The 26,661-nt window shown below is 65.1% G+C and carries 26 protein-coding genes and 1 pseudogene; 18 read left to right on the top strand and 9 right to left on the bottom strand.

Going from position 1 to position 26,661, the window contains the following annotated elements; translation table 11 throughout:
- From UP09_RS38585 to UP09_RS39035, 3 genes and pseudogenes are all read left to right on the top strand, one after another.
- Window positions 1–82 (top strand): annotated as a pseudogene (locus UP09_RS38585) (glycosyl transferase); the annotation flags it as partial.
- Window positions 83–139: 57 nt separating this feature from the next.
- Window positions 140–1,063: a bifunctional helix-turn-helix transcriptional regulator/GNAT family N-acetyltransferase gene (locus UP09_RS20425; RefSeq protein ID WP_044540078.1), complete on the top strand. Its 924-nt coding sequence runs from the start codon at window positions 140–142 to the stop codon at window positions 1,061–1,063.
- 29 nt (window positions 1,064–1,092) lie between these two features.
- On the top strand, window positions 1,093–1,212 hold the full coding sequence (locus tag UP09_RS39035; protein ID WP_502689065.1) for an RSP_7527 family protein: 120 nt from the start codon (window positions 1,093–1,095) through the stop codon (window positions 1,210–1,212).
- Between the two features lie 97 nt (window positions 1,213–1,309).
- Here UP09_RS39035 and moaB read toward each other — a convergent pair whose 3' ends face one another.
- Window positions 1,310–1,873, bottom strand: coding sequence for a molybdenum cofactor biosynthesis protein B (gene moaB / locus UP09_RS20420; protein WP_044540077.1), 564 nt, complete (start codon window positions 1,871–1,873; stop codon window positions 1,310–1,312).
- A 112-nt stretch (window positions 1,874–1,985) separates the two neighbouring features.
- Window positions 1,986–2,918 carry a KPN_02809 family neutral zinc metallopeptidase gene (gene ypfJ, locus UP09_RS20415; RefSeq protein ID WP_044540076.1) on the bottom strand — a complete coding sequence of 311 codons (933 nt, stop codon included), beginning with the start codon at window positions 2,916–2,918 and terminating at the stop codon, window positions 1,986–1,988.
- Between the two features lie 381 nt (window positions 2,919–3,299).
- Here ypfJ and UP09_RS20410 point away from each other — a divergent pair, with 381 nt between their 5' ends.
- The 3 genes from UP09_RS20410 to UP09_RS20400 all read left to right on the top strand — a co-directional run bounded on the left by UP09_RS20410 (window position 3,300) and on the right by UP09_RS20400 (window position 5,751).
- Window positions 3,300–4,433 (top strand): site-specific DNA-methyltransferase, encoded by a 1,134-nt coding sequence (locus UP09_RS20410; RefSeq protein ID WP_052833148.1) that lies wholly within the window; start codon window positions 3,300–3,302, stop codon window positions 4,431–4,433.
- A 172-nt stretch (window positions 4,434–4,605) separates the two neighbouring features.
- Window positions 4,606–4,932 carry a hypothetical protein gene (locus UP09_RS20405; RefSeq protein ID WP_044540074.1) on the top strand — a complete coding sequence of 109 codons (327 nt, stop codon included), beginning with the start codon at window positions 4,606–4,608 and terminating at the stop codon, window positions 4,930–4,932.
- Between the two features lie 132 nt (window positions 4,933–5,064).
- Window positions 5,065–5,751 (top strand): glutathione S-transferase family protein, encoded by a 687-nt coding sequence (locus tag UP09_RS20400; protein ID WP_044540073.1) that lies wholly within the window; start codon window positions 5,065–5,067, stop codon window positions 5,749–5,751.
- A 165-nt stretch (window positions 5,752–5,916) separates the two neighbouring features.
- Here the strand turns inward: UP09_RS20400 and UP09_RS20395 are convergent, their stop codons facing one another.
- Window positions 5,917–6,342 (bottom strand): nuclear transport factor 2 family protein, encoded by a 426-nt coding sequence (locus tag UP09_RS20395; RefSeq protein ID WP_044540072.1) that lies wholly within the window; start codon window positions 6,340–6,342, stop codon window positions 5,917–5,919.
- 92 nt (window positions 6,343–6,434) lie between these two features.
- Between UP09_RS20395 and UP09_RS20390 the strand changes: the two genes are divergently transcribed.
- Window positions 6,435–7,352: a LysR family transcriptional regulator gene (locus UP09_RS20390; protein WP_044540137.1), complete on the top strand. Its 918-nt coding sequence runs from the start codon at window positions 6,435–6,437 to the stop codon at window positions 7,350–7,352.
- A gap of 70 nt (window positions 7,353–7,422) precedes the next feature.
- Here the strand turns inward: UP09_RS20390 and UP09_RS20385 are convergent, their stop codons facing one another.
- Window positions 7,423–8,043, bottom strand: a complete 621-nt coding sequence (locus tag UP09_RS20385) for a glutathione S-transferase family protein (protein WP_044540071.1) — start codon at window positions 8,041–8,043, stop codon at window positions 7,423–7,425.
- Window positions 8,044–8,231: 188 nt separating this feature from the next.
- On the opposite strand from UP09_RS20385, the gene UP09_RS20380 reads away from it, so the two are divergent.
- The gene (locus tag UP09_RS20380; RefSeq protein ID WP_044540070.1) at window positions 8,232–9,503 is read left to right on the top strand and encodes a flavin-dependent oxidoreductase; all 1,272 of its coding nucleotides are present in this window, start codon (window positions 8,232–8,234) and stop codon (window positions 9,501–9,503) included.
- Between the two features lies 1 nt (window position 9,504).
- On the opposite strand, the gene UP09_RS20375 is transcribed toward UP09_RS20380, so the two are convergent.
- Together UP09_RS20375 and mutY are read right to left on the bottom strand one after the other, a co-directional pair.
- Window positions 9,505–9,924, bottom strand: a complete 420-nt coding sequence (locus UP09_RS20375; RefSeq protein WP_044540069.1) for a PaaI family thioesterase — start codon at window positions 9,922–9,924, stop codon at window positions 9,505–9,507.
- 72 nt (window positions 9,925–9,996) lie between these two features.
- Window positions 9,997–11,109 carry an A/G-specific adenine glycosylase gene (gene mutY / locus UP09_RS20370; protein WP_044540068.1) on the bottom strand — a complete coding sequence of 371 codons (1,113 nt, stop codon included), beginning with the start codon at window positions 11,107–11,109 and terminating at the stop codon, window positions 9,997–9,999.
- A gap of 128 nt (window positions 11,110–11,237) precedes the next feature.
- Between mutY and UP09_RS20365 the strand changes: the two genes are divergently transcribed.
- The 9 genes from UP09_RS20365 to UP09_RS20325 all read left to right on the top strand — a co-directional run bounded on the left by UP09_RS20365 (window position 11,238) and on the right by UP09_RS20325 (window position 21,634).
- Window positions 11,238–11,717, top strand: a complete 480-nt coding sequence (locus UP09_RS20365; protein ID WP_044540067.1) for a DUF721 domain-containing protein — start codon at window positions 11,238–11,240, stop codon at window positions 11,715–11,717.
- Between the two features lie 119 nt (window positions 11,718–11,836).
- Window positions 11,837–12,493, top strand: coding sequence for a DsbA family protein (locus UP09_RS20360; protein WP_044540136.1), 657 nt, complete (start codon window positions 11,837–11,839; stop codon window positions 12,491–12,493).
- Between the two features lie 23 nt (window positions 12,494–12,516).
- Window positions 12,517–13,161, top strand: coding sequence for a DsbA family protein (locus tag UP09_RS20355; protein WP_044540066.1), 645 nt, complete (start codon window positions 12,517–12,519; stop codon window positions 13,159–13,161).
- Window positions 13,162–13,398: 237 nt separating this feature from the next.
- On the top strand, window positions 13,399–16,863 hold the full coding sequence (gene smc, locus UP09_RS20350) for a chromosome segregation protein SMC (protein WP_044540065.1): 3,465 nt from the start codon (window positions 13,399–13,401) through the stop codon (window positions 16,861–16,863).
- Window positions 16,864–16,973: 110 nt separating this feature from the next.
- The gene (locus UP09_RS20345; RefSeq protein ID WP_044540064.1) at window positions 16,974–17,951 is read left to right on the top strand and encodes a small ribosomal subunit Rsm22 family protein; all 978 of its coding nucleotides are present in this window, start codon (window positions 16,974–16,976) and stop codon (window positions 17,949–17,951) included.
- Window positions 17,952–18,065: 114 nt separating this feature from the next.
- On the top strand, window positions 18,066–18,626 hold the full coding sequence (locus tag UP09_RS20340) for a LemA family protein (RefSeq protein WP_044540063.1): 561 nt from the start codon (window positions 18,066–18,068) through the stop codon (window positions 18,624–18,626).
- Between the two features lie 143 nt (window positions 18,627–18,769).
- Window positions 18,770–19,990 carry a M48 family metallopeptidase gene (locus UP09_RS20335; protein WP_044540062.1) on the top strand — a complete coding sequence of 407 codons (1,221 nt, stop codon included), beginning with the start codon at window positions 18,770–18,772 and terminating at the stop codon, window positions 19,988–19,990.
- 165 nt (window positions 19,991–20,155) lie between these two features.
- Window positions 20,156–20,905 (top strand): P-loop NTPase family protein, encoded by a 750-nt coding sequence (locus UP09_RS20330; RefSeq protein ID WP_044540061.1) that lies wholly within the window; start codon window positions 20,156–20,158, stop codon window positions 20,903–20,905.
- A gap of 60 nt (window positions 20,906–20,965) precedes the next feature.
- Window positions 20,966–21,634: a P-loop NTPase family protein gene (locus tag UP09_RS20325; RefSeq protein ID WP_044540060.1), complete on the top strand. Its 669-nt coding sequence runs from the start codon at window positions 20,966–20,968 to the stop codon at window positions 21,632–21,634.
- 145 nt (window positions 21,635–21,779) lie between these two features.
- Here UP09_RS20325 and UP09_RS20320 read toward each other — a convergent pair whose 3' ends face one another.
- On the bottom strand, window positions 21,780–22,319 hold the full coding sequence (locus tag UP09_RS20320; protein WP_044540059.1) for an adenine phosphoribosyltransferase: 540 nt from the start codon (window positions 22,317–22,319) through the stop codon (window positions 21,780–21,782).
- A 14-nt stretch (window positions 22,320–22,333) separates the two neighbouring features.
- Window positions 22,334–24,499 carry an anthranilate synthase component I gene (locus tag UP09_RS20315; protein WP_044540058.1) on the bottom strand — a complete coding sequence of 722 codons (2,166 nt, stop codon included), beginning with the start codon at window positions 24,497–24,499 and terminating at the stop codon, window positions 22,334–22,336.
- Window positions 24,500–24,828: 329 nt separating this feature from the next.
- Here UP09_RS20315 and UP09_RS20310 point away from each other — a divergent pair, with 329 nt between their 5' ends.
- On the top strand, window positions 24,829–25,827 hold the full coding sequence (locus UP09_RS20310) for a VOC family protein (protein ID WP_044540057.1): 999 nt from the start codon (window positions 24,829–24,831) through the stop codon (window positions 25,825–25,827).
- Window positions 25,828–25,924: 97 nt separating this feature from the next.
- Here the strand turns inward: UP09_RS20310 and UP09_RS20305 are convergent, their stop codons facing one another.
- Window positions 25,925–26,599 carry a dienelactone hydrolase family protein gene (locus tag UP09_RS20305; protein ID WP_044540056.1) on the bottom strand — a complete coding sequence of 225 codons (675 nt, stop codon included), beginning with the start codon at window positions 26,597–26,599 and terminating at the stop codon, window positions 25,925–25,927.
- Window positions 26,600–26,661 lie beyond the last annotated feature (62 nt).

Genomic DNA, 26,661 nt, shown 5'->3' with positions numbered 1-26,661 from the left:
CAGCCGCTCCGAGGCCCGCCTGCTCCGCCGGCTCGGCCGCTCCTCCCGCACCATGCTGCGCAGCCGGATCATGGTTGCATAAACGATACTTGCTAAAGTCAAATAATTATTTGACAATGGCAATTATCAGAGGTGCACCATGACCGATCCCGAGGACCAGGTCGCCGCGGTCCGCGGCTTCAACCGCTTCTACACCCGCAAGCTCGGCGTGCTCGACCAGCATCTGCTGCAGAGCCCGTTTTCGCTGAGCGAGGCGCGGGTGCTCTACGAACTCGCCCATCGCGAGGATGCGGCCGCCCGCGATATCGGGATCGAGCTCGGCCTCGACGCCGGCTATCTCAGCCGCATCGTCCAGAAATTCGATGACGACGGGCTGATTGCCCGCAAGCCGCTGCCGACCGACCGGCGGCAGGTCCGGCTCAACCTCACCGCCAAGGGGCGGCAGACCTTTGCCAAGCTCAACCGCAGTTCGCATGATGAAGTCACCGCGATGCTCGCCGCGCTGGTGCCGGCCGACCGTAACAGGCTCACCGCGGCCATGGCCACGGTCGAACGGCTGCTTGGCGAGACGGATGCCGCAGCGCCGCGCGCCATCCTGCGCGACCCGCGCCCCGGCGATCTGGGATGGGTGGTGCAGAGCCACGGCGCGCTCTATGCCAGCGAATACGGTTTCGATGCGTCGTTCGAGGCGCTGGTCGCCGACATCGCGGCGAAATTCCTCACCTCGTTCGACGCCTCGCGCGAGCGCTGCTGGATCGCCGATATCGACGGGGCGCCGGTCGGCTCCGTGTTCCTGGTCCGCCACAGCGACGAGATCGCCAAGCTGCGACTGTTGCTGATCGATCCGGCCGGCCGCGGGCACGGGCTCGGCAAAAGACTGGTCGGCGAATGCGTCAGCTTTGCAAAAGCCTGCGGCTATCGGCGAATGACGCTGTGGACCCAGAGCATCCTGGTCGCCGCCCGAAAAATCTATCAGGAGACCGGCTTCGAACTGGTGAAGCGCGAGCCGCATCGCAGCTTCGGACAGGACCTGATCGGCGAGACCTGGGAGCGCGACCTCTGAGATTGCAGCGCCGCGAAGGAGCGCGGCGCGTGACCGCGGAACTCATCACACTCTATACGCGGAGAGCCCACGCGCTTCGCGCCGAGGCCTACCGCAACGCCGTTCTGGCGGTGTGGCGGGCGTTGATCAGATTCGTCAGCGGCCGTTGATCCCTCCCGCCCGTCATTCCGGGGCATCGCGCCAGCGATGAACCCGGAATCTCGAGGTTCCGGGTTCGTGCTTCGCACGCCCCGGAACGACCGGAGACTACGCGCTCGCGCCCTGCGCCTTCGGGCGGCGCAAATGCTCGTCGAGCCGCGGCATGATCTCGACGAAATTGCAGGGCCGCGTGCGGTAATCGAGCTGCGGTGCCAGAATGCCATCCCAGCCGTCACGACAGGCGCCCGGCGAGCCCGGCAGGCAGAAGATGAAGGTCGCGCCCGCGACACCAGCGGTGGCGCGGCTCTGGATCGTCGAGGCGCCGATCTTGGCGTGGCTCAGCATGTGGAAGGCGATCGAAAAGCCGTCCATCCGCTTCTCGAACAGCGGCTCGATCGCCTCCGGCGTCACGTCGCGGCCGGTGAAGCCGGTGCCGCCGGTGGTGATGACGACGTCGACCCCCGCATCCGCGATCCAGCGCCTGATCACTGTGCGGATCGCCTCGACATCGTCGGTGACGATCTCGCGCGCCGCGAGCCTGTGCCCGGCCGCCGTGAGACGGTCGGCCAGCGTAGTGCCCGATTTGTCATCCGCCAGCGTGCGGGTGTCGGAAATCGTCAGCACCGCGATGTTGAGCGGGATGAACGTTTTGGATTCGTCGATTGCCGACATTGCGAGTCCTCGCCGTCATTCCGGACAGGCCGCGTAGCAGACTGATCCGGAATCTCGAGATTCCGGGTTCGCCCTTCGGGCGCCCCGGAATGACGCCAACCAATAGCTGTTACTACCCACCCGCAAACGTGTTGCAGGCCTGCACCGTGCCCTGCTGGTAGCCGGTCATGAACCATTGCTTGCGTTGCGCGGCGGAGCCGTGGGTGAATGAGTCCGGAACCACCCTGCCGGTCGCCTGCCGTTGCAGCGTGTCGTCGCCGATCGCATTCGCCGTGGTGAGAGCGGCGTCGATGTCGCCGGCCTCGAGGAAGCCGGGCCGCTTCTTCTCCTCGCGGTTGGTCCAGACGCCGGACAGGCAATCGGCCTGCAGCTCGACCTTGACCTGCAGCGCATTGGATTCCGCCTTGCTGCCGGCCTGCTGCTGCAGCCGCGTCACGCGCGGGATGATGCCGAGCAGGTTCTGGATGTGATGGCCGGCCTCATGCGCGATGATATAGGCCGCCGTGAACTTGCAGGCATTGCCCGAGCAGCCGCGGAAGCGGGTCTCGACCTCGCGGAAGAAGCCGGTGTCGAGGAAGATGGTCTTGTCCGGCGGGCAGTAGAACGGACCCATCGCCGACTGCGCCATGCCGCAGCGGCCGCCATTGGTGGCGTTGCGGAACAGCACGATCTTCGGACCGGTGTAGCTCTGGCCCGAGGCCTGGAAGATCTCGCTCCAGCGATCGTCGATCTCGCCGAGGACGCCTGCGATCATGCTGCCCATCTCGTCGGTCGGCGCGCCACGCTTGACCTGTCCGCCCGACGCCTGCCGGTCGGTCTGGACGGTCGGCGCCTGCTGGCCGCCGGTGAGGATTTCCGCGCCGCCGATCAGGACGCGCGGGTCGATGCCGAAGGCGTAGCCGATCAGGCCGAGCACGATGATGGTGCCGATGCCGAGCCCGCCACCGCCGCCCATCGGAATGCCGAGGCCGCCACCACCGCCGCCTCCGCTGTCGTCGCGACGGTCTTCGACGTCGTCGCTGCGGCGGAAGTCATCATAACGCATGGCGGTTTCCCTTCATTCCCGTCGGCGAGCTCAATTCCCGTCGGTGACCTGACGCGACAGGCACGTAAAATTTCCATTCCGTTAATCAATAACCCGCCCGGCAAAAATTGCCTAGTGCGCGAATCCGCGGTCCGCACCTGATATCTGCGTCCGCCAAATCGAATCGCGGCCGATGATCGCCGAATGTCTGCCGTACAACGCGTTGATGCTGCAGCACGATGCGAATGCGGACGCACCAATTGCCATTCGAAAAGATGCTGCAATCTTTTGCGCAAAGATTTCCAATTAAGTCGATTTTTACTTTGCCCGGTCAAGGTGTGGTCAGTCGGTTGTTTAGTCCCGCGTCGCCGACAGCGTCGCCTGAGTCAGAGTTCTTGAGTCATGGTAGTGTCGCGTCGCGGGGCGTCTGCAAGGGCGCCCCGCACTAAATTTGAGAATGCCCCGTCGAGCCGCATCGTCATTGGCGATTGCGTCGCAGAGATGTCGAAGCTTCCGACAGGCTCGGTCGATCTGGTGTTCGCAGATCCTCCCTACAATCTGCAGCTCAAGGGCGATCTCAAGCGCCCCGACGAGTCGCATGTCGATGCCGTCAACGACGACTGGGACAAGTTCTCGTCGTTCGCCGCCTATGACGATTTCACCCGCGCCTGGCTGCTGGCCTGCCGCCGCGTGATGAAGCCGTCGGCGACGCTGTGGGTGATCGGCTCCTATCACAACATCTTCCGCGTCGGCTCGATCATGCAGGACCTCGGCTTCTGGCTGCTGAACGACATCGTGTGGCGCAAATCCAATCCGATGCCGAACTTCCGCGGCCGCCGCTTCACCAATGCGCATGAGACCATGATCTGGGCCGCGCGCGACGAGAAGGCCAAGGGCTATACGTTCAACTATGAAGTGCTGAAGGCGGCCAATGAGGACGTGCAGGCACGCTCCGACTGGCTGATCCCGCTGTGCACCGGCGAAGAACGCCTCAAGGGCGATGACGGCAAGAAGGTGCACCCGACGCAGAAGCCCGAGCAGCTTCTGGCGCGCGTGCTGCTGTCGTCATCGAAGCCCGGCGATCTCGTGATCGATCCGTTCAACGGCACCGGCACCACGGGTGCGGTCGCCAAGCGCCTCGGCCGCAACTATATCGGCTTCGAGCGCGACCGGACCTACGCTGCCGCGGCCGAAGCGCGCATTGCCGCGGTCGAACCGCTGCCGGACGCAACGCTCGCGCCGTTCATGACCGCGCGCGAGGCGCCACGGGTCGCGTTCTCCGAACTGCTCGAGCGCGGCATGATCTTGCCCGGCGCAAAACTGGTCGACGCCAAGAAGCGCCACGGCGCGCTGGTCCGTGCCGACGGCGCCATCATGCTCGGCGACAAGGTCGGCTCGATCCACCGCATCGGCGCGGTCGCGCAGGGCTCAGGCGCCTGTAACGGCTGGACCTTCTGGCACGTCGAGACCAAGAACGGCCTCAAGCTGATCGACGAGCTGCGCGCCGAGATCCGCTCCGGGATGGCGGCGGGCTGAATTTCACCCATCCTACGAATGCTGAAAATTGGGCGGGCAAAGCGTCAGCGTGCCTACCCTACGGCTCTGCGTCCTCGGCAGACCTGCAATGACGGCCTCTTGAACGCCTTGAAGCCTAGCCGATCGGACCTAAATCCAGGGGCATCCGTTCCCATTTCGATTGACCATTCCGATGCGAAAACAATCCGATTCATTGCTGCTGGTGCCGCTGCTGCCGATCTTCCTGCTTGGCATGTTTCCAATGCTGCTGATCGGCCTCCTGGGCTTTTTCGGCCTGATCATGTTCGGCATCCTCCTCGTCTGCGTGGGGCTGACGCTTGGCCTCGAGGCGCATAGCGAGTTCAACGAAGAGATTATCGTGCACGGCTACGTGCGAGGGTCCGAACGCGCAACGCAGGTCTCCCACCTGCATGCCGCGACCCGCTCGGCAGTCGGGCTGGAGGTCGTGGGACTTGCTCTGATCGTCGCGGGCGTGGCGGGCTGGCTCTGGTTCGGCTGACCGACCCGCGGCGCGCGGCTGCTTCACAAACTCATCGCTTGCGCGCTGCAGCAAAATTTGCGCATGAAGGGCCGCAAGCGGCCACGCCGCGCCCCGATGTCGACGGTCACAAAAGCCCCAGGGAGCCCTTTCATGCTGAAATTCTATTTCAACGGCGCGCCGAATCCGAACAAGGTCGCATTGTTCCTGGAGGAGTCCGAACTGCCCTTCGAGGCAATCCCGGTCGACACCAGGAAGGGCGAGCAGTTCGCGCCCGAATTCCTGAAAGTGAACCCGAACGGCAAGGTGCCGGCGATCGACGATGACGGCGTGTTCGTGTTCGACTCCAATGCCATCCTGCTCTATCTCGCCGAGGAGCACGGCCTGTTCCTGCCGCCCAACACGCCGGCCAACCGCGCCGAGACGCTGTCGTGGCTGATGTTCATTGCGACCGGCCTCGGCCCCTATTCCGGCCAGGCGGTGCACTTCAAGCATGCCGCGCCAAAGGACCTCGAATACGCCCACAACCGCTACCAGTACGAGGCGCATCGCCACTACAAGATCCTCGACGACCACCTTGCCAAGTCGCGCTACATGGTCGGCAACAGCTATACGATCGTCGACATGGCGTTCTGGGGCTGGGCACGGATGGCGCCGTACGTGCTCGGCGAGGAAGGCTATGCGAAATATCCGAACGTCAAGCGGCTGGTCGACGAGATCTCGGCGCGGCCCGCGGCGGCACGCGCGATCGCGCTGAAGGACAAGCACAGCTTCAAGGCCGAGATGGACGACGAGGCCCGCGGCATCATGTTCGGCCACCTCAAGTCCAAGGTGGCGTGACAGGCGCTGTCATTCCGGGGCACGCGCTTCGCGCGTGAACCCGGAATCCAGAGGTTGTTGCGCGAGATTCCGGGTTCGCGCCGACGCGCGCCCCGGAATGACGTCAAGCAAAACGGCGCCCTCGCGGGCGCCGTTTTCGTTTCTGCCGCGCGTCGCGGCATGCGGCTATCGCGCCGGAAACGCGCCCAGCGCCTTCTCGGTCAGAACCGAGTCGCAATATTCCCGGACCTCCTTGATCTTGCCGCCCTCGAACCGCAGCACCAGGCAATAGTCGTTGTCGTAGCGCGCCCCAGCCTTGGTGAGGTTGTTGCCCTTGGCTTCGACCGCGACGACATCGCCGTCGGCAATGAAGCGATGCGCGATGGTGCGGCCCCGCTCGACCAACCGCGAGCGGACATGTCCGTGCAGATCGTTGAGGATCGATTGCTTGCCGGTGAAGGTGCGCGACCAGGAATATTGCCCGGTCACGGTCCAGGTCGCGTCGTCGGCGAGGTTTACCATGAACAGCGACCGATCGCGCACCGCGGGATCGGGATCGCCCGCGATCGCAAACATCTCCTGCACCAGTTTCTTGTTGTCGGCTGCGCTCATGGTGGCACTCCATCGATGGGGTTGATCGGCCATCATTGCCGCTTCGGCGCACATTCTTCCAATCGATAGGTGGTATGGTATACATTCACCTGATGAATTTGAATACCCTTGACCTCAATCTGCTGGTCGCGCTTGACGCGCTGCTCAGGGAAGCCAGTGTCAGCCGCGCCGCGATGCGGCTGCATTTGTCGCAGCCCGCTACCAGCCACGCGCTGCAGCGGCTGCGCGATCTGATCGGCGATCCATTGCTGGTGCGCAACGGCGCGCGGATGGAATTGACGCCACGGGCCCAGGCATTGCGCGGGCCGCTGGTGCAGGCGCTCGACCAGGTGCGCGCGCTGTTCGTCCCTGACGATTTCGACGCGGCGCGCAGCGAGCGGCATTTCCGGCTAATGATGCCGGACCTCGCGGTCGAACTGCTGATGCCGCCGCTGATGGAGAAGGTGACGCAGATCGCGCCGAACGTCACCATCGACGTGGTGCCATGGCGGGGGCCTGCGATCTTCACGCCGGATTTCGCCCGCACCATCGATCTCGTGATTTCGATCGGCGATGCCTTCAAGGGGTTTCACCGCCAGCTGCTCTATACCGACAGCGATGCACTTGCGGTACGGCGCGGCCATCCGCTCGGCGCCAAGCTGAAGAAGCGCGACATCTTCCTCGCTGCGCGGCATGTCGCGGTCGTGATCCGCGGCCAGAACGAGGATTTGATCGACACCTGGCTGCGCACCAAAGGCATCGAGCGGCGGATCGCGCTGATCGTCTCAGGCTATATCGAGGCGCTGCACGTCACCGCGCGTACCGACCTCATAGCCTTCGTGCCGCGCCGGCTGATCTCGGCGCTGTCAAAACAGCTGTCGCTGCTAACGGTGACGCCGCCGCTCGATCCCGGGATCGACGAGCAGCACATGTTCTACCCGACCCGCGCCCAGATGGACCCGGGCTCGCTCTGGCTGCGCAAGCTGATGCTGGAAACGGGGCGAGAGCTGGAGCGGCGGAAAACCGCATAGCGCACTCTATCCCATGTCGTCCCGGCTTTCACCGGGACGACACCGAGTATGTTCTGCTTCTACCCGTCCCTTACGCCTTCTGCTCGGCCAGCACCTTCTGCACGGCAGGACGCTGCTCCATTGCCGCGCGATGGGCCTTCACCTTCGGCAGGGTCGCGAGATCGACGCCGTCGCCATCGAGCCAAAGGGTCAGCGTGTAGAGATAGGCGTCGCAGACCGTGTAGTTCTCGCCCATCACCCATGGGCCTTTCAGCATGTCGCGCTCGATCAGGCCGAAGCTGGCGGCCATGGTCTTCGGGATCATCGTCTTCATGTCGACAAACGAACTCTCGTCCGCCGCCCAGCGATAGCCGCGCCCCTTGTGGGCGTGATTCACATGGACGGTGGAGCAGAGATAGGAGTTGAAGGCCTGCACCTTGGCAAACTCAAACGCATCCTCGAGCGGCGCGAGCTTGGCCTGCGGGAAGGTCTGCGCGATGTAGGCCAGCACCGCCGGCGTCTCGGTCAGCACGCCGCGATCGGTCACCAGCGCGGGCACGCGGCCCTTCGGGTTGATCTTCAAATACCCCGGGCTGTTCTGCTGGTTGGTCTTGAAGTCGAGCCGCTCGGTCGTGTAGGGCGCGCCGGCCTCGGCCAGCGCGATGTGAGAGGCGAGCGCGCAGGTGCCGGGGACGTAATAGAGCTTGAGCATAGTGATGTCCTCTTCGGGCCTTGTCGGTACGGGTGCAAATCCGAACCCGGCCTGGGGTTTTTGTTCTGCACGCGGACGTTAACGGCCCTCCCGTTCGCCGTCCATCCCCGCGCGGTGCCGCAAACCTTTCGCGGTTGCCCACAGCGGCGCTGTCGTGTCATGACCGTGGCCGATCAAGAGGGCATCCCATGACGGTACTCATCGCAGGCGGCGGCATCGGCGGGCTGACGCTGGCGCTCAGCCTGCACCAGATCGGCGTTCCCGCGCGCGTGTTCGAGAGCGTGCCCGAATTGAAGCCGCTCGGCGTCGGCATCAACGTGCTGCCGCATGCGGTGCGCGAATTGATCGAACTCGGCCTGCACGATCAGCTCGATGCTCTGGCTGTGCGCACGCGCGAGCTCGCTTATTTCTCCAAGCACGGCAAGCCGATCTGGAGCGAGCCGCGCGGGCTCGAGGCCGGCTACAAATGGCCGCAATTCTCGATCCATCGCGGCCGGCTGCAACAGATCCTGCTCGATGCCGCGACCGAACGGCTGGGGCGTGAGAATATCCTCACCAGCCATCACCTCACCGGCTGGGCTGAGACCGCGGATGGCGTCCGCGCCGACTTCATCGATAAGGCGACCGGCAAGCCGGCCGGCAGCCACAATGGCACGATCCTGATCGCCGCCGATGGCATCCACTCCGCAGTGCGCGAAAGGCTCTATCCGAGTGAAGGTCCGCCGCTCTGGAACGGCCGCATCCTCTGGCGCGGCATCACGCGCGGCAACGCGTTCCTCACCGGCCGCACCATGATCATGGCGGGCCACGAGATCCTGAAATTCGTCTGCTACCCGATCTCGAAGCAGGCCGGCCCCGACGGCAAATTCGACATCAACTGGGTCGCCGAGCGGCACATGCCGCCGACCTATCAGTGGCGCCGCGAAGACTATAACCGCACGGCAAAGCTCGAGGAGTTTTTGCCGTGGTTCGAGAGCTGGAATTTCGACTGGCTCGACGTCCCCGGCCTGATCCGGAACTGCCCGCACGCCTATGAATATCCGCTGGTGGATCGCGATCCGGTTTCGCAGTGGACCTTCGGTCGCGTCACGCTGATGGGCGATGCCGCGCACCCGATGTACCCGATCGGCTCCAACGGCGCCTCGCAGGCGATCCTGGACGCGCGCGTGCTGACCCGCGAGATCCTGGCCCTGGGGCCGACGCAGGCCGCGCTCGCAGCCTATGAGGCCGAGCGCCGGCCCGCAACCACCGATCTCGTGATGCTGAACCGCCGCAACGGCCCCGAGCAGGTGATGCAAATTGTTGAAGAGCGCGCGCCCGACGGTTTTGGCGTCGTCACCGAGGTGCTGTCGCAACAGGAGCTGGAAGACATCGCCGCCAACTACAAGCGCGTCGCCGGCTTCCAGGTCGAGGGCCTGAACGCCAAGCCGCCGATCGTGCAGCGCGGGAGTGCGGTCTAACTCATCGCAACGCCCGCGCCGACTCCACCAACCGAATGCTGTTCGTCGCTGTCGCGAGCAGCGTGCCGTCTGCGGCGGTCAGCCGGCCCTCGACGAACGCGATGGTCTTGCCAAGCTGGGTTACCGTCGCCTCGCCGGTGATCGGTCCGGGCCTTGCGGGCGCCAGGAAGTTCACGTTCATCGTGATGGTCGTGGTGTAGAGCCTGCCCTCGGTCATCACGAACACCGCCGGCCCCATCGTGTCGTCGAGCATCGCCGACAGGATGCCGCCCTGGACGAAGCCGGCGGGATTGCAGAAATCCGGCTTGCCGTCGAAGACGAGTTTGATCCAGCCGTCCTGCGGGCGTGCATCAAGGAGACGCCAGCCGAGCAGTTTGGCGCAGGGCGGCGTGGGGATGTGGTCGAGCGCGGTTGCGATCATGACGGCCTCCGTTGCTTGGGGCGTCGTAGCCGAGCCCTGCTGCCAGCATGGTGTCAGCAGAGTGAGCCGGAGCTAAAGATTGAGGCCGTGCGCGATGACCTTGCGCATCACGTTCGGCAACGCCTCGCCATCCAGCGTCGCGACCGGCACCCAGCGCATGCCGTCGGGCGCGCGGGTTCGCGACGGAACATTGGCGGTGTAGACCACCAGTTCCAGCGGGAAATGCGTGAACACGTGGGTGACGATTCCGGCCTTGCGGTGCCAACGCGTGACGCCCTTGAGCTCGGGCGCCTGCGCCAGCGCCGCTCTGTCCTCCTGCCCAGCAATCCACTCCGATCCCGGCACCTCGGTCATGCCGCCGAGCAGACCCTTTTCCGGGCGCGAACGCACGAGCAACTCGCCGCCCCGCGTCACCACAAAGGCCGCGCCACGGCGCAAGGTGCCGCTCTTCTTCGGCGCCTTTCGCGGGAATGTCTCCTGATCGCCGCGCGCGCGCGCCGCGCAGTCGTCGTTCAGCGGACATAGCGAGCAGGCCGGTTTCTTCGGCGTGCAGATCGTGGCGCCCAAATCCATCAGCGCCTGCGCGCTGTCGCCGGCGCGAGACTTCTCGTCGCCGGCGCGAGACGGACCGAGCAGGGTCGTAGCCAATTGCTGTATCCGCGGCTTTGCCTGCGGCAGTGATTCCTCGACGGCATAGAGCCGCGAGATCACCCGCTCGATATTGCCATCCACCGGCATGGTGCGCCGGTCGAACGCAATCGCCGCGATCGCCGCCGCGGTGTAGGGCCCGATCCCCGGCAGCGCGCGCAGGCCGTCCTCGGTGTCGGGGAAGACCCCGCCATGGTCGTTGAACAACGCGACCGCGCAGGCATGCAGGTTGCGCGCCCGCGAATAATAGCCGAGCCCGGCCCACATCCGCAGCACGTCGTCGAGCGAGGCGCGGCCGAGCGCCGTTGCGTCAGGCCAGCGTGACACGAACTTCTCAAAATAGGGCCCGACCGCCTTCACCGTGGTCTGCTGCAGCATGATCTCCGACAGCCACACCCGGTACGGATCAGCCAGTTCCCCCGGAGCTGCCCGCCACGGCAGCCGCCGGCGATGGCGGTCGTACCAGGCCAGCAGGAGGGCCGGGCGATCGGCGCTATCGTTGGTCAGTTTCGTTTTGGCGGCTGCGCGAGAGCTCATGGATGTACCTTAAGGCCTCGGCACAAATCTCTCCACGTCATGCCCGGGCTTGTCCCGGGCATCCACGTCTTTCTTCTTTGGAGTCGTCCAATTCCTCACGCGAACGGCAGGCATGCTATAAGCCCCCCATGCCCAGACCCGGCCCGATCAACGCAAAGCCCCTGTCCATCCTGCTCAACGACGTCTTCAGCGACGCCTACGCCAAGCAGGGCTTTGCCGCGCGCGAGCTGGTGACGCGGTGGAACGAGATCGCCGGCGAACGGATCGCAGCCTATTGCGAACCGCTGAAGATGCAGTGGCCGCGGCCGGTCGAGGGGCAGCCGCAGGAGCCGGCGACGCTGGTGTTGCGGGTCGAGGGGCCGATGGCGCTGGAGATCCAGCACTCCTCCGACGTCATCCTGGAGCGGGTCAACCGCTTCTTTGGCTGGCATGCGGTCGGCCGGCTGACGATCCGGCAGGCGCCCTTGTCGCGCCGCAACCAGCCGAAGCCGCGCCACGCGCCGGATCCGAAAGCGGTGGCCAGGGAGGCCGAGGGCCTGACAGAGGTGGAAGACGACGATTTGCGCGCGGCGCTGGCCAGGCTAGGTGCCTCGATCAAGCGAAATTGACGCTTTTCGGCGGCCAGCCCGCGACGACCCGCCATTGCCACAATGGTCGTTTCAAGCTAGCGAAGGCTTCTTTTTCGGAACCTCATTCCGGCGTGAATGCGCCGATCCGGGAGCTGACCTTGATCATCACGCGCCGCGCCTTCACCACCGCTCTCTCGCTGACCGGCCTTGCCGCCCTCGCGGGCCTCTCGCCGTTCCGCCTGATCACCGACGCGTTCGCGCAGAGCGCCACCGATGTCGCCAAGCCGCAGTCGCTGCCCGACATGGGGCTCGGCCCGCAAGACGCCAAGGTCACCATCACCGAATACGCCTCGATGACCTGCCCGCATTGCGCCAACTTCAACGAAACCGTGTTCCCGAAGATCAAGTCGGCCTACATCGACTCGGGCAAGGTCCGCTACGTGTTCCGCGAATTCCCGCTCGACATCAAGGCCGCCGCCGGCTCGATGCTGGCGCGCTGCATCGCCAAGGACGACGCGCCGAAATTCTACGCCGTGATCGATCTGCTGTTCCGCCAGCAGAACGACTGGGTGATCAAGAACACCACCGAGACGCTGACGCGGATTGGCAAGCAGGCCGGCCTCAGCCAGCAGCAGGTCGAGGACTGCCTCAAGGACCAGACGCTGCTCGACAAGATCGCCGCCGATCAGAAATACGCCAACGACGTGCTGAAGGTGAATTCGACGCCGACCTTCTTCATCAACGGCGAAATGCTGAAGGGCGAGACCTCGTTCGAGGAATTCAGCAAGAAGATCGATCCGCTCCTGAAGAGCTGATTGGTCTCAACCCGGAGCGCTCCATGGGCACCACCCGCCGCGCCTTTGCCGTCGCATTGTCGCTCACGGGGATCGCGGCGGCCACGCCGCTCCGGCTGATCGGGAACGCGGCGGCGGCCGAAGCCGCCGATCTGTCGAAGCCGCAATCGCTGCCGGAGATGGCACTCGGCGCCGGCAACGCGCCGGTGACGATCATCGAATACGCGGCCTCGACCTGCCCGCATTGCGCGCGCTTCAACAGGGACGTGTTTCCGAAGGTCAAATCCGAGTTCATCGACACCGGCAAGGTGCACTACGTCTTCCGCGACTTCCCGCTCAACATCAAGGATGTCGCCTGCTCGATGGTGGCGCGCAGCATCGCAAAGAACGACTCGGCAAAATACTTTGCCGTCATCGACGTGATGTTCCGCCAGCAGGACGAACTGGTGAAGAAGACCACGGACACGCTGAAACTGATCGCGCGGCAGGCCGGCGTCGGCGATCAGGCCGTGGAAGATTGCCTGAAGGATCAAGCGACGCTGGACAAGATTCAGGTCGACCAGAAATACGCCATGGAGGTCCTGAAGATCGAGGGCACACCGACGTTTTTCGTCAACGGCACGATGATCGTCGGCGAGGTCGAGTTCGAGGAATTGAGCAAGCGCATCAATTCGCTGTTGAAAACCTGATTCGCGCCGACCGGATTTCCACCGATAAATTGAGGCCGAAAACAGCGGCAAAACCCTGCGAATCCCTTGTAATTCCCTTGGGAAAAGCCGGGTCAAGCGGTTGCCCTCAAGCGCCGGCCTCGCCATTGTCCCGCTCCATGAGAGCTGTACGCAGCTTATCACCCACACACCGACATTGCCTTCCATGGTATTGTCACGGCAGGGAGATTCGCGCCCGGCCAAGCGAGATTTGTGTTCATGAAGCTCACGCGCCTTCGCCTCCACGGTTTCAAGTCGTTCGTTGAACCCACCGACTTCATGATCGAGCCGGGCTTGACCGGCGTCGTCGGACCCAACGGCTGCGGCAAATCCAATCTGGTCGAAGCGCTGCGCTGGGCGATGGGCGAGACCTCGCACAAGTCGCTGCGCGCCGCCGACATGGACGCGGTGATCTTCGCCGGTTCCGGCAATCGCCCGGCGCGCAACCACGCCGAAGTGGTGATGACGATCGACAATTCCGATCGCTCGGCGCCGGCCGCGATGAACGACAGCCAGCTGCTCGAAATCTCCCGCCGCATCGAGCGCGAGGCCGGCTCGGTCTACCGCATCAACGGCCGCGACGTGCGCGCCCGCGACGTCCAGATCCTGTTTGCCGACGCCGCCACCGGCGCGCGCTCGCCGGCACTAGTCCACCAGGGCAAGATCGGCGAGATCATCCAAGCCAAGCCCGAGCAGCGCCGCCGCGTGCTGGAAGATGCCGCCGGCGTCGCCGGTCTGCACGCCCGCCGGCATGAAGCGGAACTGCGGCTCAGGGCAGCCGAGACCAACCTCACCCGCGTCGAGGACGTGATCGGCCAGCTCTCCGGCCAGATGGACGGCCTGAAGAAGCAGGCCCGCCAGGCGATTCGCTACCGCGAGGTCGCGGCCAAGGTGCGCAAGTCCGAGGCCATGCTCTACCATCTGCGCTGGATCGAGGCGAATGCCGACGTCAATGATGCCGCGCAGACCCACGATCTCGCCGTGCGCGAGATGGCCGAGCGCACCCGCGAGCAGGCCGAAGCCGCCCGCATCCAGGCGATCCGCGCCTCCGAACTGCCGGCGCTGCGCGACGCCGAAGCCCGCGCCGCCGCCGGCCTGCAGCGCCTGACCAATGCGCGCGAACTGCTCGACCGCGAGGAGCAGCGCGCCAAGGAGCGCGTCGGCGAGCTCGATCGTCGCCTCACCCAATTTGCCGCCGACATCGCGCGCGAGCAGCAGCAGACCTCGGATGCCGACATCGCGCTGCAGCGGCTCGACACCGAAGACGCCGAGCTGAAGGAAGAGATCAAGTCGCGCGTCGAGAAGCGTTCCGGCGTCGACGAGCGCGTTGCAGAATCCGAAACCATGCTGGCCGCGATCGAGCGCCAGTTCACCGAGCTGACCACGCAGCTCGCCGACCTCACCGCGAAGCGCAACCAGCTCGAGGCTGGCGTGCGGACCCATCGCGACCGGCTGGCGCGGCTCGATCAGGAGATCGCCAACGTCCAGGCCGAGGAAGAAAAGCTCGCGCAGGAAACCGGCAATCTCGGCGACATCGACGCGCTGGCGGCGACGATGGAGACCGCGCAGCAGACGCTCGCCGAATCCGAGGCCGCGGTGCAGGCCAACGAAACCCATCACGTCGCGGCGCGGCAGACGCTGGAATCATCCCGCTCGCCGCTCGCGGAAGCCGAGAAGCGCGTGCAGCGGCTGGAGACCGAAGCCCGCACGATCTCCAAGCTGGTCAACAGCGAGACCAAGAATCTGTGGCCGCCGATCATCGACGGCATCACGGTCGCCAAGGGTTACGAGAAGGCGATCGGCGCCGTGCTCGGCGACGATCTCGACGCGCCGGTCGATCCGTCGGCGCCAATGCGCTGGACCAATGCCGGAGCTACGGGCGAAGACCCCTCGCTGCCCGACGGCGTCGAGCGCCTCGCCGACCGTGTCCAGGCTCCGCCGGAACTGGCGCGGCGGCTGGCGCAGATCGGCGTCATCACAAAGGAACGCGGCGCGGCGCTGGTGTCGCAGCTCAAGACCGGCCAGCGGTTGGTAACGCTCGAAGGCGACGTCTGGCGCTGGGACGGTTTTGTCGCCGACGCGCATGCCCCGACCGGCGCCGCGCGGCGCCTCGCCGAGCGCGCCCGTCTGATCGATATCGAGCACGATCTGGAGCAGGCCCGCATCGACGCGGCCGCCAAGCGCGAGGCGCTTGAGACGGCGGAAGCGGAGCTGCGGACCGCCGCCGCAGCCGAGGCCGCGTCCCGCGAGGCCGTTCGCGCCGCCCGCCGCGAGGCCGAGGCCGCCCGCGAGCGTCATGCCACGACCGAGCGCGAGATCAACCGCCATGCCGCGCGCAAGTCGGCCCTGACCGAGGCCCACACCCGCGTCGCGGCCGACCGCGCCGAGGCCGAGGCTGCGCATGAGAGCGCGGTCGGGGCGCTGACCGAACTGCCGCCTGGTGTCGAGACCGAGACCCAGCTCGCCGCGGTCCGTGCCGAGATCGATAACCAGCGCCGGGCCGCGGCCCAGGTTCGCGCCGAGGCGCAGGCGCTCGCCCGCGAGGCCGAGCTTGCCGACCGCCGTGTGCAGGCGATCCTTGCCGAGCGCAGCGATTGGCAGAACCGCAAGACCAGCGCCGCCTCCCAGGTCGAGACCATCGAGGCCCGCATCGCCGAGGTCTCGATCGAGCGCGAGGAGCTCGCCAACGCGCCGGAAGTGTTCGCCGAGAAGCGCAGTGCGCTGATCACGGAGATCGAGCATTCCGAGAGCGATCGCCGCATCGCAGCCGACGCGCTCGCCATGGCCGAAACCGCAATGGCGGAAACCGACCGCGCCGCTAAAATCTCGCTCGAAGCCTTCTCCAGCTCCCGCGAAGCCACCGCGCGTGCCGAAGAGCGGATGGAAGGCACCCGCCGCCGCCTCGCCGATATCGAGCGCGAGATCCACGACATGCTCGAGGTCGAGCCGCAGGCGGTCGTCGCCATGGCCGAGATCGAGCCGGGCGCGGAGTTGCCGCCGGTCGGTCAGGTCGAGGAAGAGCTCGAGAAGCTGCGCCGCGACCGCGAGCGCCTTGGCGCCGTCAATCTGCGCGCCGAGGAAGAGCTCAAGGAAGTCGAGACCCAGCACACCGCGCTGACCACCGAGCGCGACGACCTCGTCGAGGCGATCAAGCGGTTGCGCCAGGGCATCCAGAGCCTCAATCGCGAGGCCCGCGAGCGCCTGTTGACCTCGTTCGAGATCGTCAACAGTCACTTCAAGCGTCTCTTCACCGAGCTGTTCGGCGGCGGCGAAGCCGCGCTGCATCTGATCGAGAGCGACGATCCGCTCGAAGCCGGCCTCGAGATCATCGCAAAACCTCCCGGCAAGAAGCCGCAGACGCTGTCGCTGCTGTCGGGTGGCGAGCAGGCGCTGACCGCGCTGGCCTTGATCTTCGCGGTGTTCCTCACCAATCCGTCGCCGATCTGCGTGCTGGACGAAGTCGACGCGCCGCTCGACGACCACAACGTCGAACGGTTCTGCACCCTGCTGCACGAGATGACGTCGTCGACGGAAACCCGCTTCATTATCATCACGCACAATCCGATCACGATGGCGCGGATGAACCGGCTGTTCGGCGTCACCATGGCCGAGCGCGGCGTCTCGCAACTGGTCTCGGTCGACCTGCAGGGCGCGGTGGAGATCCTCGACCAGAACGTGGCGTAGGCTGACCATGCCGTCATTCTGGGATGGTCCGAAGGACCAGACCCGGAATCTCGAGATTCCGGGTTCGATGCTTCGCATCGCCCCGGAATGACGTGAGAGTGACGGCAGCGATGACCTCACCCGATCTTCCCGCCGAACTCCGCGCCGCCCTCAATGCCAAGCTTGAGGGTCGTTCCCGCAGCGACGCAGCCGGCCGCGCCGCGGTGATCTCGCAGACCTATCGCGAAGGTGGCGGCTCCGGCACGATCAAATCGGAGACCGATGCGCTCGCCTACGCGCTGGCGCGGATGCCGGCGACATACGCGGCGGTTGTTGCAAGCCTCAATGCGCTCACCGAGATCCGGCCGGATTTTGCTCCGACGAGCCTGCTCGACGTCGGCGCCGGACCGGGAACAGCGACCTGGGCAACGGCCGAAGCACTTTCATCGCTGCAGCACTTCACCCTGCTTGATGCCAACGGCGCTTTGCGAACCCTGGCGCTAGAACTCTTTCGCGACAGCACGCGCCTGCGCGATGTCAGATATGAACTCGGGCAAGCTCGCGCGTTGCTCGCGCAGGCCGAAGCGGCCGACCTCGTCATCGCGAGCTACGTGATCGGTGAGCTCGCCGATGCCGGGCGCACAGCACTTGCCGAGACCCTCTGGTCGAAAACCAAGGACACGCTCTTGGTCGTCGAACCCGGCACGCCCGCGGGCTACGCGCGGATCATCTCACTCCGCGCACGATTGATCGCAGCCGGCGCCCATGTCGCCGCGCCCTGCCCGCATGACGGCGCGTGCCCGCTGGTTGCGCCCGACTGGTGCCACTTCAGCCAGCGTCTGCAGCGTTCGCGCGCGCACAAGCAGGTCAAGGGCGCCGAGCTGCCGTTCGAGGACGAACGATTTGCCTATGTCGCACTGATGCGCACGCCGGTGACGGCGCGGCCATCGCGCGTGCTGGCGCAGCCTGATGTCGGCAAGGTCGAGATTTCGGCCAAGCTGTGCACCGCCGAAGGCGTCGTTGTTGCAAAGGTCCCGCGTCGCACCAAGGCCGACTACGCCCGTGCCCGGCGATGGCGATGGGGCGATGCGATCGTGAACCCCGATTGAACTAGTCCGCGCCCATCGCCGACCAAAGCTTTGCCCCCTCTTCCCGGCGGGCTGCTGTGCGCCCGGTTTTGGGCTACGGTGCCGCCGTTTCGTCCCATCAGGAGCTTTCCCGTCATGTCGACCAGCTGGATCGTTATCGGCGTCATCGTCGTTCTCGTGCTGTTTGCGTTCGGCGCCTACAATCGCCTGGTCGCGCTCGGCCAGCGCGTCAGCCAAGCCTTCGCCGACATCGACGTCCAGCTCAAGCAACGTCACGATTTGGTCCCGAACCTGGTCGAGACTGTGAAGGGCTATGCCTCCCATGAGCGCGGTACGCTTGATGACGTGGTGAAGGCGCGGGGCGCTGCGATGTCGGCGCAGGGGCCGGCGCAAGTATCCGCCGCGGAAAACCAGCTCTCCGGCGCGCTCGGCCGGCTGATCGCGCTGTCGGAGGCCTATCCGGACCTCAAGGCCAATACCAACTTCCAGCAGCTCGCAACCGAGCTCTCCGACCTCGAGAACAAGATCGCCGCCAGCCGCCGCTTCTTCAACAATGCGGTCCAGGAATACAACACCGGCATCCAGCAGATGCCGGCCGCGCTGTTTGCCGGCATGTTCGGCTTCACCCGCAAGGACTTCTTCGATCTCGGCGCCAGCCGCACCGAGGTCGAGGCCGCGCCGAGCGTGAAGTTCTGATCAGCATGGCATCCAGCCTGTCCCGTCATTCCGGGGCGATGCGAAGCATCGAACCCGGAATCTCGACCCGCCAGAAAACCTCTGGATTCCGGGTTCGCGCTTTCAGCGCGCCCCGGAATGACGGTGGTTAGCGGAAGCGCATCATGGCCGCCTATGGTCTCTACACGCATATCGCATCGAACAAGTTTCGTTCGATGTTGCTGCTCGCGGGCCTGTTCCTGCTGATCTACGTGCTGGTCTATGCTGGCGCGCTGGTCGCCGAGGTGATGACCAATGGCGGCCGCCCGGTCGATTATTACCTGACGCGCGCCTCGCGCGACCTCGTCTCGGCCTTCCCCTGGGCCACGATCGCTGCCGTGGCCTGGATCGTGATCGCCTATTTCTTCCACCAGAACATGATCGACGCCATCACCGGCGGCGAAGCGGTGACGCGGCAGCAGCAGCCGCGGCTCTACAATCTCCTGGAAAACCTCTGTATCTCGCGCGGCATCCCGATGCCGAAGCTCAAGGTGATGGACAGCCCGGCGTTGAATGCGTTCGCGGCGGGGCTGCACCGGCGGCAATATTCCATCACCGTCACATCGGGCCTCTTGAAGGCGCTTGATGACCAGGAGATCGAGGCCGTGCTCGGCCACGAGCTCACCCATATCAAGAACGGCGACGTGCAGCTGATGGTGGTCGCCGTGATCATCGCCGGCGTGGTCGGATTCTTCGGGGAAATGTTCTTCCGCGTCTTCACAAATCTGTCGTGGAGCTCGGGCGGCCGCTGGTCGTCGTCATCGTCATCCTCCTCTTCATCGTCCTCGTCGTCAGACCGCAAGGGTTCCGGCGGCGGCGCGATCATTGTCATCATCATTGCGGTCGCGCTGATCTTGCTGGCCTGGCTGCTGTCGCAGGTCGTCAAGCTGGCGCTGTCGCGCTCGCGCGAGTTCCTGGCCGATGCCGGCTCGGTCGAGCTGACGAAAAATCCCGATGCAATGATCTCGGCGTTGCGCAAGATCGAGAACCGCGGCGAGCTGCCGGGCGCGACCTCGGCGGTGATGGAACTCTGCCTCGACAATCCGCGCGAGGGCTTTGCCGACCTGTTCGCGACCCACCCGTCGGTGCAGTCCCGGGTCGATGCGCTGGTGAAATATGCCGGCGGCCGCGATCCGGGCTACTTGGCATTGCCCGATGAAACCTCGGACGAGACGGCAACACAGGACGACCCGGATGCGGACGGAGACCAGCCTGCGCCGGTCCCCCATGGCCCGTGGGGTGACGCCACCAATGCGCCGCCGAGCAGTCCGCCGCCTCTCCCGGGCACCAGCCCGACGCAGGGACCGTTGGGTCCGCTACGGGGCCCTTGGGGCCGCCGCGTCTGAAGTCAGCCTCAGCCCTTTCGTTCCATTAAGGAAATCCCCACCAAACCCATCACCGGCACCTTAAGGAATTGAATTCTCCCTCGATTCTGCCATGTTCGCGCCCAAAGCAGGTGTGGGGACTCGCCGATCGCCCTCGCGATCGGGAGCGCGCTTCAAGGGATTTCCATGGCAAAGCCGGTCGTGATCGTGGTGGGCGCCGATAAGGGCGGGGTCGGCAAGACCACCGTCTCGCGGACGCTCCTGGACTATTTCAGCGCCAACAACGTGCCGACCCGGGCGTTCGACACCGAATCGCCGCGCGGCACGCTGATGCGCTTCCACCCCGACATCACCCAGATCGTCGACATGACGACGACCTCGGACCAGATGAAGATCTTCGATACGCTGAATGCCGGTACCTCGGTCACCGTGATCGACGTCCGCGCCGGCCTGTTGTCGCCGGCGCTGGCCTCGCTGCGCGACATCGGCTTCCTCGATGCGGCACGCTCCGGCCAGATCACCTTCGCCGTTTTCCATATATTGGGCCCCTCGATCGCCTCGCTGGACGAAATCGCCGAGACCGCGAATTTCATGCAGGGCGCGAAATACTATTTGGTGAAGAACTTCATCAACGACACCCAGTTCTTCCAGTGGGACCAGGCGACCTATAACTCCTATTTCCACCGCATCAAGGACGCCACCGAGCTCACGATCCCCAAGCTCAACGAAATGGCCTATGAGCAGGTCGAGGTCTCCTCGGTACCGTTCCTCAAATTCGTCGCCAACAAGGGCACGAATGACGAAGCCGCGAACTATTCCTTCGTGCTGCGCGGCTATGTCCGGCACTGGCTGGCCAATGTCTGGAGCGAGTTCGACCGGATCAAGCTGACCGACCTGGTCGGCGGCAAGTCGACCACCCGCGGCGGTGAAAAATAGTCCTGTCGACGGCCGCGACAGGGCTGGATTGGGCGGAAATTTGGCCTGATATATCCGGCGATGTCATCCACGCCCCTTTACATCATCTGCTCGTCCCGCCCGCAGGTCGGCAAGACGCTGATCGCGCGGCTGTTGAGCGAATTCCTGCTGCTGAAGCATGGCGCGGTGGTTCCCTTCGACATCAACCTGAAGGAGCCGTCGCTGCTCGACTATTTGCCTGGGATCACCGAGACCGCCGACGTAATCGACACCTACGGCAAGATGCAGCTGATGGACCGGGTCATCGTCAATGACGGCACAGCCAAGGTGATCGACCTCGGCTACCACGCCTTCGACGAATTCTTCAAAATGTGCGACCAGATCGGGTTGATGAAGGAGGCGATGCGTCGCGGCGTCGCGCCAGTCATCCTGTTCGTCGCCGATACCGACCGCGCCTCGGTGCGGGGCTATCAGACGATCCAGCCGCTGATCCCGCCGAATGCGCTGGTCGTGGTCGATAATGAATTCGTGGTGCGCGGCGAGCTGCCGCCGGTGATGTCCCGCAGCCGCGTGCTCCGCTTCGCCGCGCTGCCGGTGTTCCTGAAGACCTATATCGACCGCTTGAACTTCTCCTTCACCGGCTATCTGCGCCAGGAGAAGGATTCATCCACCGAGCTGCACCAATGGATCCGCCGCAGCTACACCACGTTCCGCGATCTCGAATTGAGCATGCTGCTGCAGAGGTCGTGACCGTCGTCCCGGCGAAGGCCGGGACCCATAGCCACAGCTATCCGTTTGGCGAACGCTGGGGCCACAGCATTTCTTCACCACCCACATTTGTGGTTATGGGTCCCGGCCTTCGCCGGGACGACGTGTGGAGGGTTGTCGCTAAACCTCAATGCCCCTCGAACGCCATCAGCGTGCGCACCGGGACGTTCATCGCGCGCAGCTTGGCGGCGCCGCCGAGATCGGGCAGGTCGATGATGAAGCAGGCGGCGACCACGTTGGCGCCGATCTGGCGCAGCAGCTTCACTGCGCCTTCAGCGGTGCCGCCGGTCGCGATCAGATCGTCGACCAGGATGACGCGCTCGCCGGGCTGCACCGCGTCGGCATGCATCTCCATTTCGTCGAGACCGTATTCCAGCGAATAGGCGATCCGCACCGTGGTGTGCGGCAGCTTGCCCTTCTTGCGGATCGGCACGAAGCCGGCGGAGAGCTGGTGCGCCACCGCGCCGCCGATGATGAAACCGCGCGCTTCGATGCCTGCGACCTTGTCCATCTTGGAGCCGGCCCAGGGATGCACCAGTTCGTCGACCGCGCGGCGGAACGCGCGGGCGTCTGCCAGCAGCGTGGTGATGTCACGAAACAGGATGCCCGGCTTGGGATAATCCGGGATGGTGCGAACGGTCGACTTGATGTCCTGGTCAAACGTCATGGATCTCGCAATCCTCAATTGGCCGGCGGGTTGAGCCGGAATGCATTCTCGACAATACGCAAGCCCACCTCGTTGCCGAGTGACATCAGCGATTCCGGATGGAATTGGACGCCGCCGACCGGCAACGTCTTGTGCTCGATTACCATCGCGACGCCATCTTCGGTGGTCGCGGTCACCGTCAGCACGTCGGGCACGGTGTCGCGCTCGACGAACAGCGAGTGGTAGCGGCCGATCACGATCTCATTGGGCAGGTTCTGCATCAAGCGCCCGCCGCGCACCTGGACCCGCGAGGGCCGGCCATGCGCGGGCTGGCTGAGCTGGCCGAGCTGGCCGCCAAAATATTCGCCGATTGCCTGCACGCCGAGGCAGACGCCGAAGATCGGTAGCTGCTTCTCTAGCGCGGTGCCGATGGTTTTCGAGATGCCGAAATCCTCAGGCCGCCCGGGCCCGGGCGACAGCACCAGCAGGTCCCAGCCTTTCCGCTTCAGCATGTCCTGGGCATGGATGTGCCTGACCACGGTGACGTTGGCGCCGACCTGACGGAAATAGTCCGCCAGCATATGCACAAAGCTGTCGTCGTGATCGATCAGGAGCACGTTCTTGCCGGAGCCGGTGGCGTCGGGCGCGAAATCCGACAGCGGCTTCGGCGGATCGCCGCGCAGCGCCTGGAACAGCGCCGACGCCTTGACCTGGCATTCGCGATCCTCCGCCGCCGGATCGGAGTCAAACAGGCAGGTCGCGCCGACGCGGACTTCGGCGAGGCCGTCCTTCATGCGGATAGTGCGGATGGTGAGGCCGGTGTTGATGCTGCCGTCGAAATTCACCGCTCCGATCGCGCCGGCATACCAGCGCCGCGACGAGCGCTCGTGGTCTTCCACGAATTGCATCGCCCACAATTTCGGCGCGCCTGTTACCGTCACCGCCCAGGCGTGGGTCAGGAAAGCATCGAGCGAATCGAAGCCCGGCCGCAGCATGCCCTCGACGTGATCGACGGTGTGGAACAGTTTTGAGTAGGTCTCGATCTGGCGCCGCGCCAGCACCTTGATGGTACCGGGCACGCAGACGCGTGCTTTGTCGTTGCGGTCGACGTCGGTGCACATGTTGAGCTCGAACTCGTCCTTTTCCGAATTCAGGAGCTGGCGGATCTGTTCGGCATCGCCGATCGCATCCAAGCCGCGTGCGATCGTGCCCGAGATCGGACAGGTCTCGACGCGACGGCCGTCGGATCGCACGAACATCTCCGGCGACGCCGACACCAGGAATTCGCCCTCGCCGAGGTTCATCAACGCGCCATAGGGCGACGGGTTGATGCGGCAGAGCCGCTGGAATACTTCCGCCGGCGAACGCTCGCAGGGCTCGGCGAAAAGCTGGCCGGGCACCGCCTCGAACAAATCGCCGCGCGCAAACGCCGCGCGCGCGACCTCGACCGTCGCCTGGTATTCGCCCGGCGCGTGATCGGCAAAGCCTTGCCGCGGTGACTTGGCATAGACGCTGACAGCGGTGTCGTGCGGCAGGCCCGCGGTGGACTTGCCCTTCCAGGCGAATTCGTAAGCAAGCACCACGCCGCGGCCGGTGGCGCGGTCATAGGCCAACAGACGGTCCGGCACGTAGAGCACGATGTCACGCTGATCGGCCTCGCGTGCCCGCTTCTGCACGAGGTCCTCGATCTGGAACACGAGGTCATAGGCAAAGGCGCCGAACAGGCCGAGCAACGGATCGGCGCTGGAGGAGAACGCCGCCACCATATCGCGCACCAGCGACATCACGCTGGCGCGGCGGGTGCGCTGGTCCTCATCGACCGGCGCGGCGCCGCGGATGATGTGGCCGGCGAGCATTGTCGCGCTTCGCTCGGAGATCACGACGCAGGGCTCGCGCAGGACGTCGCCGAGGAAGGCGATCAGCACCTCGCCGCGCGGGTTCAACGCCTTGAGCGTGAAGTTGGTGCCTGATGTCTCCAGCACCAGCGGCGGATCGGCAAAGCCGAGATCGAAGCTCTCGTAGCGGCCCGGCACCGTCGTGCCCGAGGACAGCACCACGCCGCGGCGGCGGTCCAGGAGTGCGATCAGGTCGTCGAGGCGATTGGCGCCGCCGCTGAACTGCTCGACCACGCGCGCAACCGCAAGGCCGCCGTTGGTGAGATATTCGCTGTTGGCCGGCAGGGAGAAGGCAGTCCTGTTCATGTGATCCTCTTACGAGACTTGCCGAGAGAGCGCCACACAGGACAAACGAAGGGCCGTCGCACTGCGATGGCGACCTTCGACGTTTCAGAGAAATGAAATCGCACCGGCCACCTATGAGAAGGTGGGCCACCAAAGACGGGATGGACTGGCAACGGTGCGCATGGCCGTTACTCACCATCCGCCGCGGGCCGTGTCAAGGGAGGGCCTGCCGCCCTGCCCCACGCTGGGACGGCTTTTTCCGGTTTGAAAGGACGCAAATCCGCGTAGGATTTGCGTTAACGGCGGGTCCTCGACCGCCCAAAAAACAGACAACAGGCGGAGGCGCGCAGATGACGATTTTGGGTCTGGGATATGCCGGGTTCGGCTCGGACGCACTCGACGACTGGCGGCAATTCGGCACCGGCCTGGTCGGGCTGCAGGCAATCGAGCGCGGCAATTCGCTGCTCGCGTTCCGGATGGACGACCGCAAGCAACGCATCATGATCGACCGTGCGCAGGGCGAAGGCACGCGCTTCTTCGGCTGGGAGGTGGCTGATAGCGCTGATCTCGACGCGCTGGCGGCGCGGCTGGAGCAAGCCGGCGTTGCCGTCACCGCCGAGCCGCAGGCGCTTGCCGACGCGCGGCGGGTGCGCGGCCTGATCTCGTTCAGGGATCCGGCCGGCAACCGTCTCGAGGCGTTTCATGGCGCCGAGATCGACGACACGCCGTTCAAGCCGGGACGCTCGATCTCGGGTTTCCGCACCGGACCGCAGGGTCTTGGTCACGCCGTGCTGACGGTCGAGCATCTCGCACCGGTCATGGCGTTCTATGTCGACGTGCTCGGCTTCGGCCTCAGCGACTACATCGAAAAGCCGTTCCGCGCCTATTTCTTCCACATCAATCCGCGTCACCACTCTCTCGCGCTGATCGAGACCGGTACCAACGGCATGCATCATTTGATGGTGGAGCTGTTCTCGCTGGACGATGTCGGCCAAGCCTATGACATCGCGCAGAAGGAAGACCGCGTCAACGTCACGCTCGGCCGCCACACCAACGATCTGATGACGTCGTTCTACGCCAAGTCGCCGTCGTCCTTCATGGTCGAATGCGGCTGGGGCGGCCGCGAGATCGAGCCGGCCAACTGGACGCCGTTCGAGATGCATGACGGCCCGAGCCTGTGGGGCCATGAGCGCGTCTGGCTGTCGCCGGAAGACCGCGCCGTCGCCCGCGAGATGCGCATGCGCGCCGCCGCCGAGGGCAAGCGCGCGCCGGTGCAGGTGATGGACGGCAATTTCAAGCTGATGTCGGGGACATGCCCGTGGTGGGACGGGGTGCGCGACAACAACTGAGAGCGCGTAGCCCGGATGGAGCGGAGCGCAATCCGGGGCCACTCTCTACGCGGGAAGACCTTCCCGGATTGCGCTTCGCTCCATCCGGGCTACAAACCTACCCCAAATGCTTCCTGAAGAACTCCGTCGCCCGGCCCCAGGCGAGTTCGGCCGCCTGGCGATCGTGCACCGACAGGCGCTGCTCGTTGCCGAAACCGTGCTCGGCGTCATAGCGGAACAGCTCCAGCGATTTGCCGGCGGCCTTCATCGCTTTCTCAAAACCATCGACCAGCGCCGGCGTGCACCAGTCGTCCTTGGTGGCAAAATGGCCCTGCAGCGGAATTTTAACATCCGCCGGCTTGGCCGCCTGCTCCGGCGGAATGCCGTAGAACACCACGCCGGCCGTCAGTTCCGGGATCTTGGTGGCGCCGATGATGGTCACCGCGCCGCCGAGGCAGAAGCCGGTCAGGCCGACCTTGGTGCCACTCTTGGCAAGGTATTGCGCGGCGCCGCGCACGGTCTGCGTGGTGGCGTCCATGAAGTCGAGCGAGTTCATCTCTTTGCCGGCCGCGTCGGTGTCGTGATACGGCACCACCGTGCCCTTGTAGAGATCGGGCGCCAGCGCATCGAAGCCGGCCAGCGCGAAGCGGTCGCACATTCCCTTGATCTGGTCCTGCAGCCCCCACCATTCCTGGATCACGACCACGCCCGGCGCGTTGCCGCGCGCGGCATTGGCGAGATAGCCGTTGGCGTCCTTGCCGTCCGGACGCTTGAAGCTGATGCTGGTACCCATGAGTTCCTCCGCAATGGTTTGCCGGCTGATTGGCCGGCATTCTGTCCGCACTCCGTGACGGG

The organism is Bradyrhizobium sp. LTSP885, from assembly GCF_000938305.1.
Lineage (GTDB): Bacteria > Pseudomonadota > Alphaproteobacteria > Rhizobiales > Xanthobacteraceae > Bradyrhizobium.
The sequence above is the reverse complement of the archived record's forward strand: the minus strand, read 5'-3'. Positions and strand labels throughout refer to the sequence as shown.

Coding starts and splice junctions, on each gene's coding strand:
- smc (WP_044540065.1), top strand. CDS start 13,399: ATGAAGCTCACGCGCCTTCGCCTCCACGGTTTCAAGTCGTTCGTTGAA.
- UP09_RS20410 (WP_052833148.1), top strand. CDS start 3,300: ATGGTAGTGTCGCGTCGCGGGGCGTCTGCAAGGGCGCCCCGCACTAAA.
- UP09_RS20305 (WP_044540056.1), bottom strand. CDS start 26,599: ATGGGTACCAGCATCAGCTTCAAGCGTCCGGACGGCAAGGACGCCAAC.
- UP09_RS20325 (WP_044540060.1), top strand. CDS start 20,966: ATGTCATCCACGCCCCTTTACATCATCTGCTCGTCCCGCCCGCAGGTC.
- UP09_RS20340 (WP_044540063.1), top strand. CDS start 18,066: ATGTCGACCAGCTGGATCGTTATCGGCGTCATCGTCGTTCTCGTGCTG.
- UP09_RS20345 (WP_044540064.1), top strand. CDS start 16,974: ATGACCTCACCCGATCTTCCCGCCGAACTCCGCGCCGCCCTCAATGCC.
- UP09_RS20375 (WP_044540069.1), bottom strand. CDS start 9,924: ATGATCGCAACCGCGCTCGACCACATCCCCACGCCGCCCTGCGCCAAA.
- UP09_RS20385 (WP_044540071.1), bottom strand. CDS start 8,043: ATGCTCAAGCTCTATTACGTCCCCGGCACCTGCGCGCTCGCCTCTCAC.
- UP09_RS20315 (WP_044540058.1), bottom strand. CDS start 24,499: ATGAACAGGACTGCCTTCTCCCTGCCGGCCAACAGCGAATATCTCACC.
- UP09_RS20400 (WP_044540073.1), top strand. CDS start 5,065: ATGCTGAAATTCTATTTCAACGGCGCGCCGAATCCGAACAAGGTCGCA.
- UP09_RS20405 (WP_044540074.1), top strand. CDS start 4,606: ATGCGAAAACAATCCGATTCATTGCTGCTGGTGCCGCTGCTGCCGATC.
- mutY (WP_044540068.1), bottom strand. CDS start 11,109: ATGAGCTCTCGCGCAGCCGCCAAAACGAAACTGACCAACGATAGCGCC.
- UP09_RS20310 (WP_044540057.1), top strand. CDS start 24,829: ATGACGATTTTGGGTCTGGGATATGCCGGGTTCGGCTCGGACGCACTC.
- UP09_RS20355 (WP_044540066.1), top strand. CDS start 12,517: ATGGGCACCACCCGCCGCGCCTTTGCCGTCGCATTGTCGCTCACGGGG.
- ypfJ (WP_044540076.1), bottom strand. CDS start 2,918: ATGCGTTATGATGACTTCCGCCGCAGCGACGACGTCGAAGACCGTCGC.
- moaB (WP_044540077.1), bottom strand. CDS start 1,873: ATGTCGGCAATCGACGAATCCAAAACGTTCATCCCGCTCAACATCGCG.
- UP09_RS20395 (WP_044540072.1), bottom strand. CDS start 6,342: ATGAGCGCAGCCGACAACAAGAAACTGGTGCAGGAGATGTTTGCGATC.
- UP09_RS20380 (WP_044540070.1), top strand. CDS start 8,232: ATGACGGTACTCATCGCAGGCGGCGGCATCGGCGGGCTGACGCTGGCG.
- UP09_RS20425 (WP_044540078.1), top strand. CDS start 140: ATGACCGATCCCGAGGACCAGGTCGCCGCGGTCCGCGGCTTCAACCGC.
- UP09_RS20320 (WP_044540059.1), bottom strand. CDS start 22,319: ATGACGTTTGACCAGGACATCAAGTCGACCGTTCGCACCATCCCGGAT.
- UP09_RS20335 (WP_044540062.1), top strand. CDS start 18,770: ATGGCCGCCTATGGTCTCTACACGCATATCGCATCGAACAAGTTTCGT.
- UP09_RS20330 (WP_044540061.1), top strand. CDS start 20,156: ATGGCAAAGCCGGTCGTGATCGTGGTGGGCGCCGATAAGGGCGGGGTC.
- UP09_RS20390 (WP_044540137.1), top strand. CDS start 6,435: ATGAATTTGAATACCCTTGACCTCAATCTGCTGGTCGCGCTTGACGCG.
- UP09_RS20365 (WP_044540067.1), top strand. CDS start 11,238: ATGCCCAGACCCGGCCCGATCAACGCAAAGCCCCTGTCCATCCTGCTC.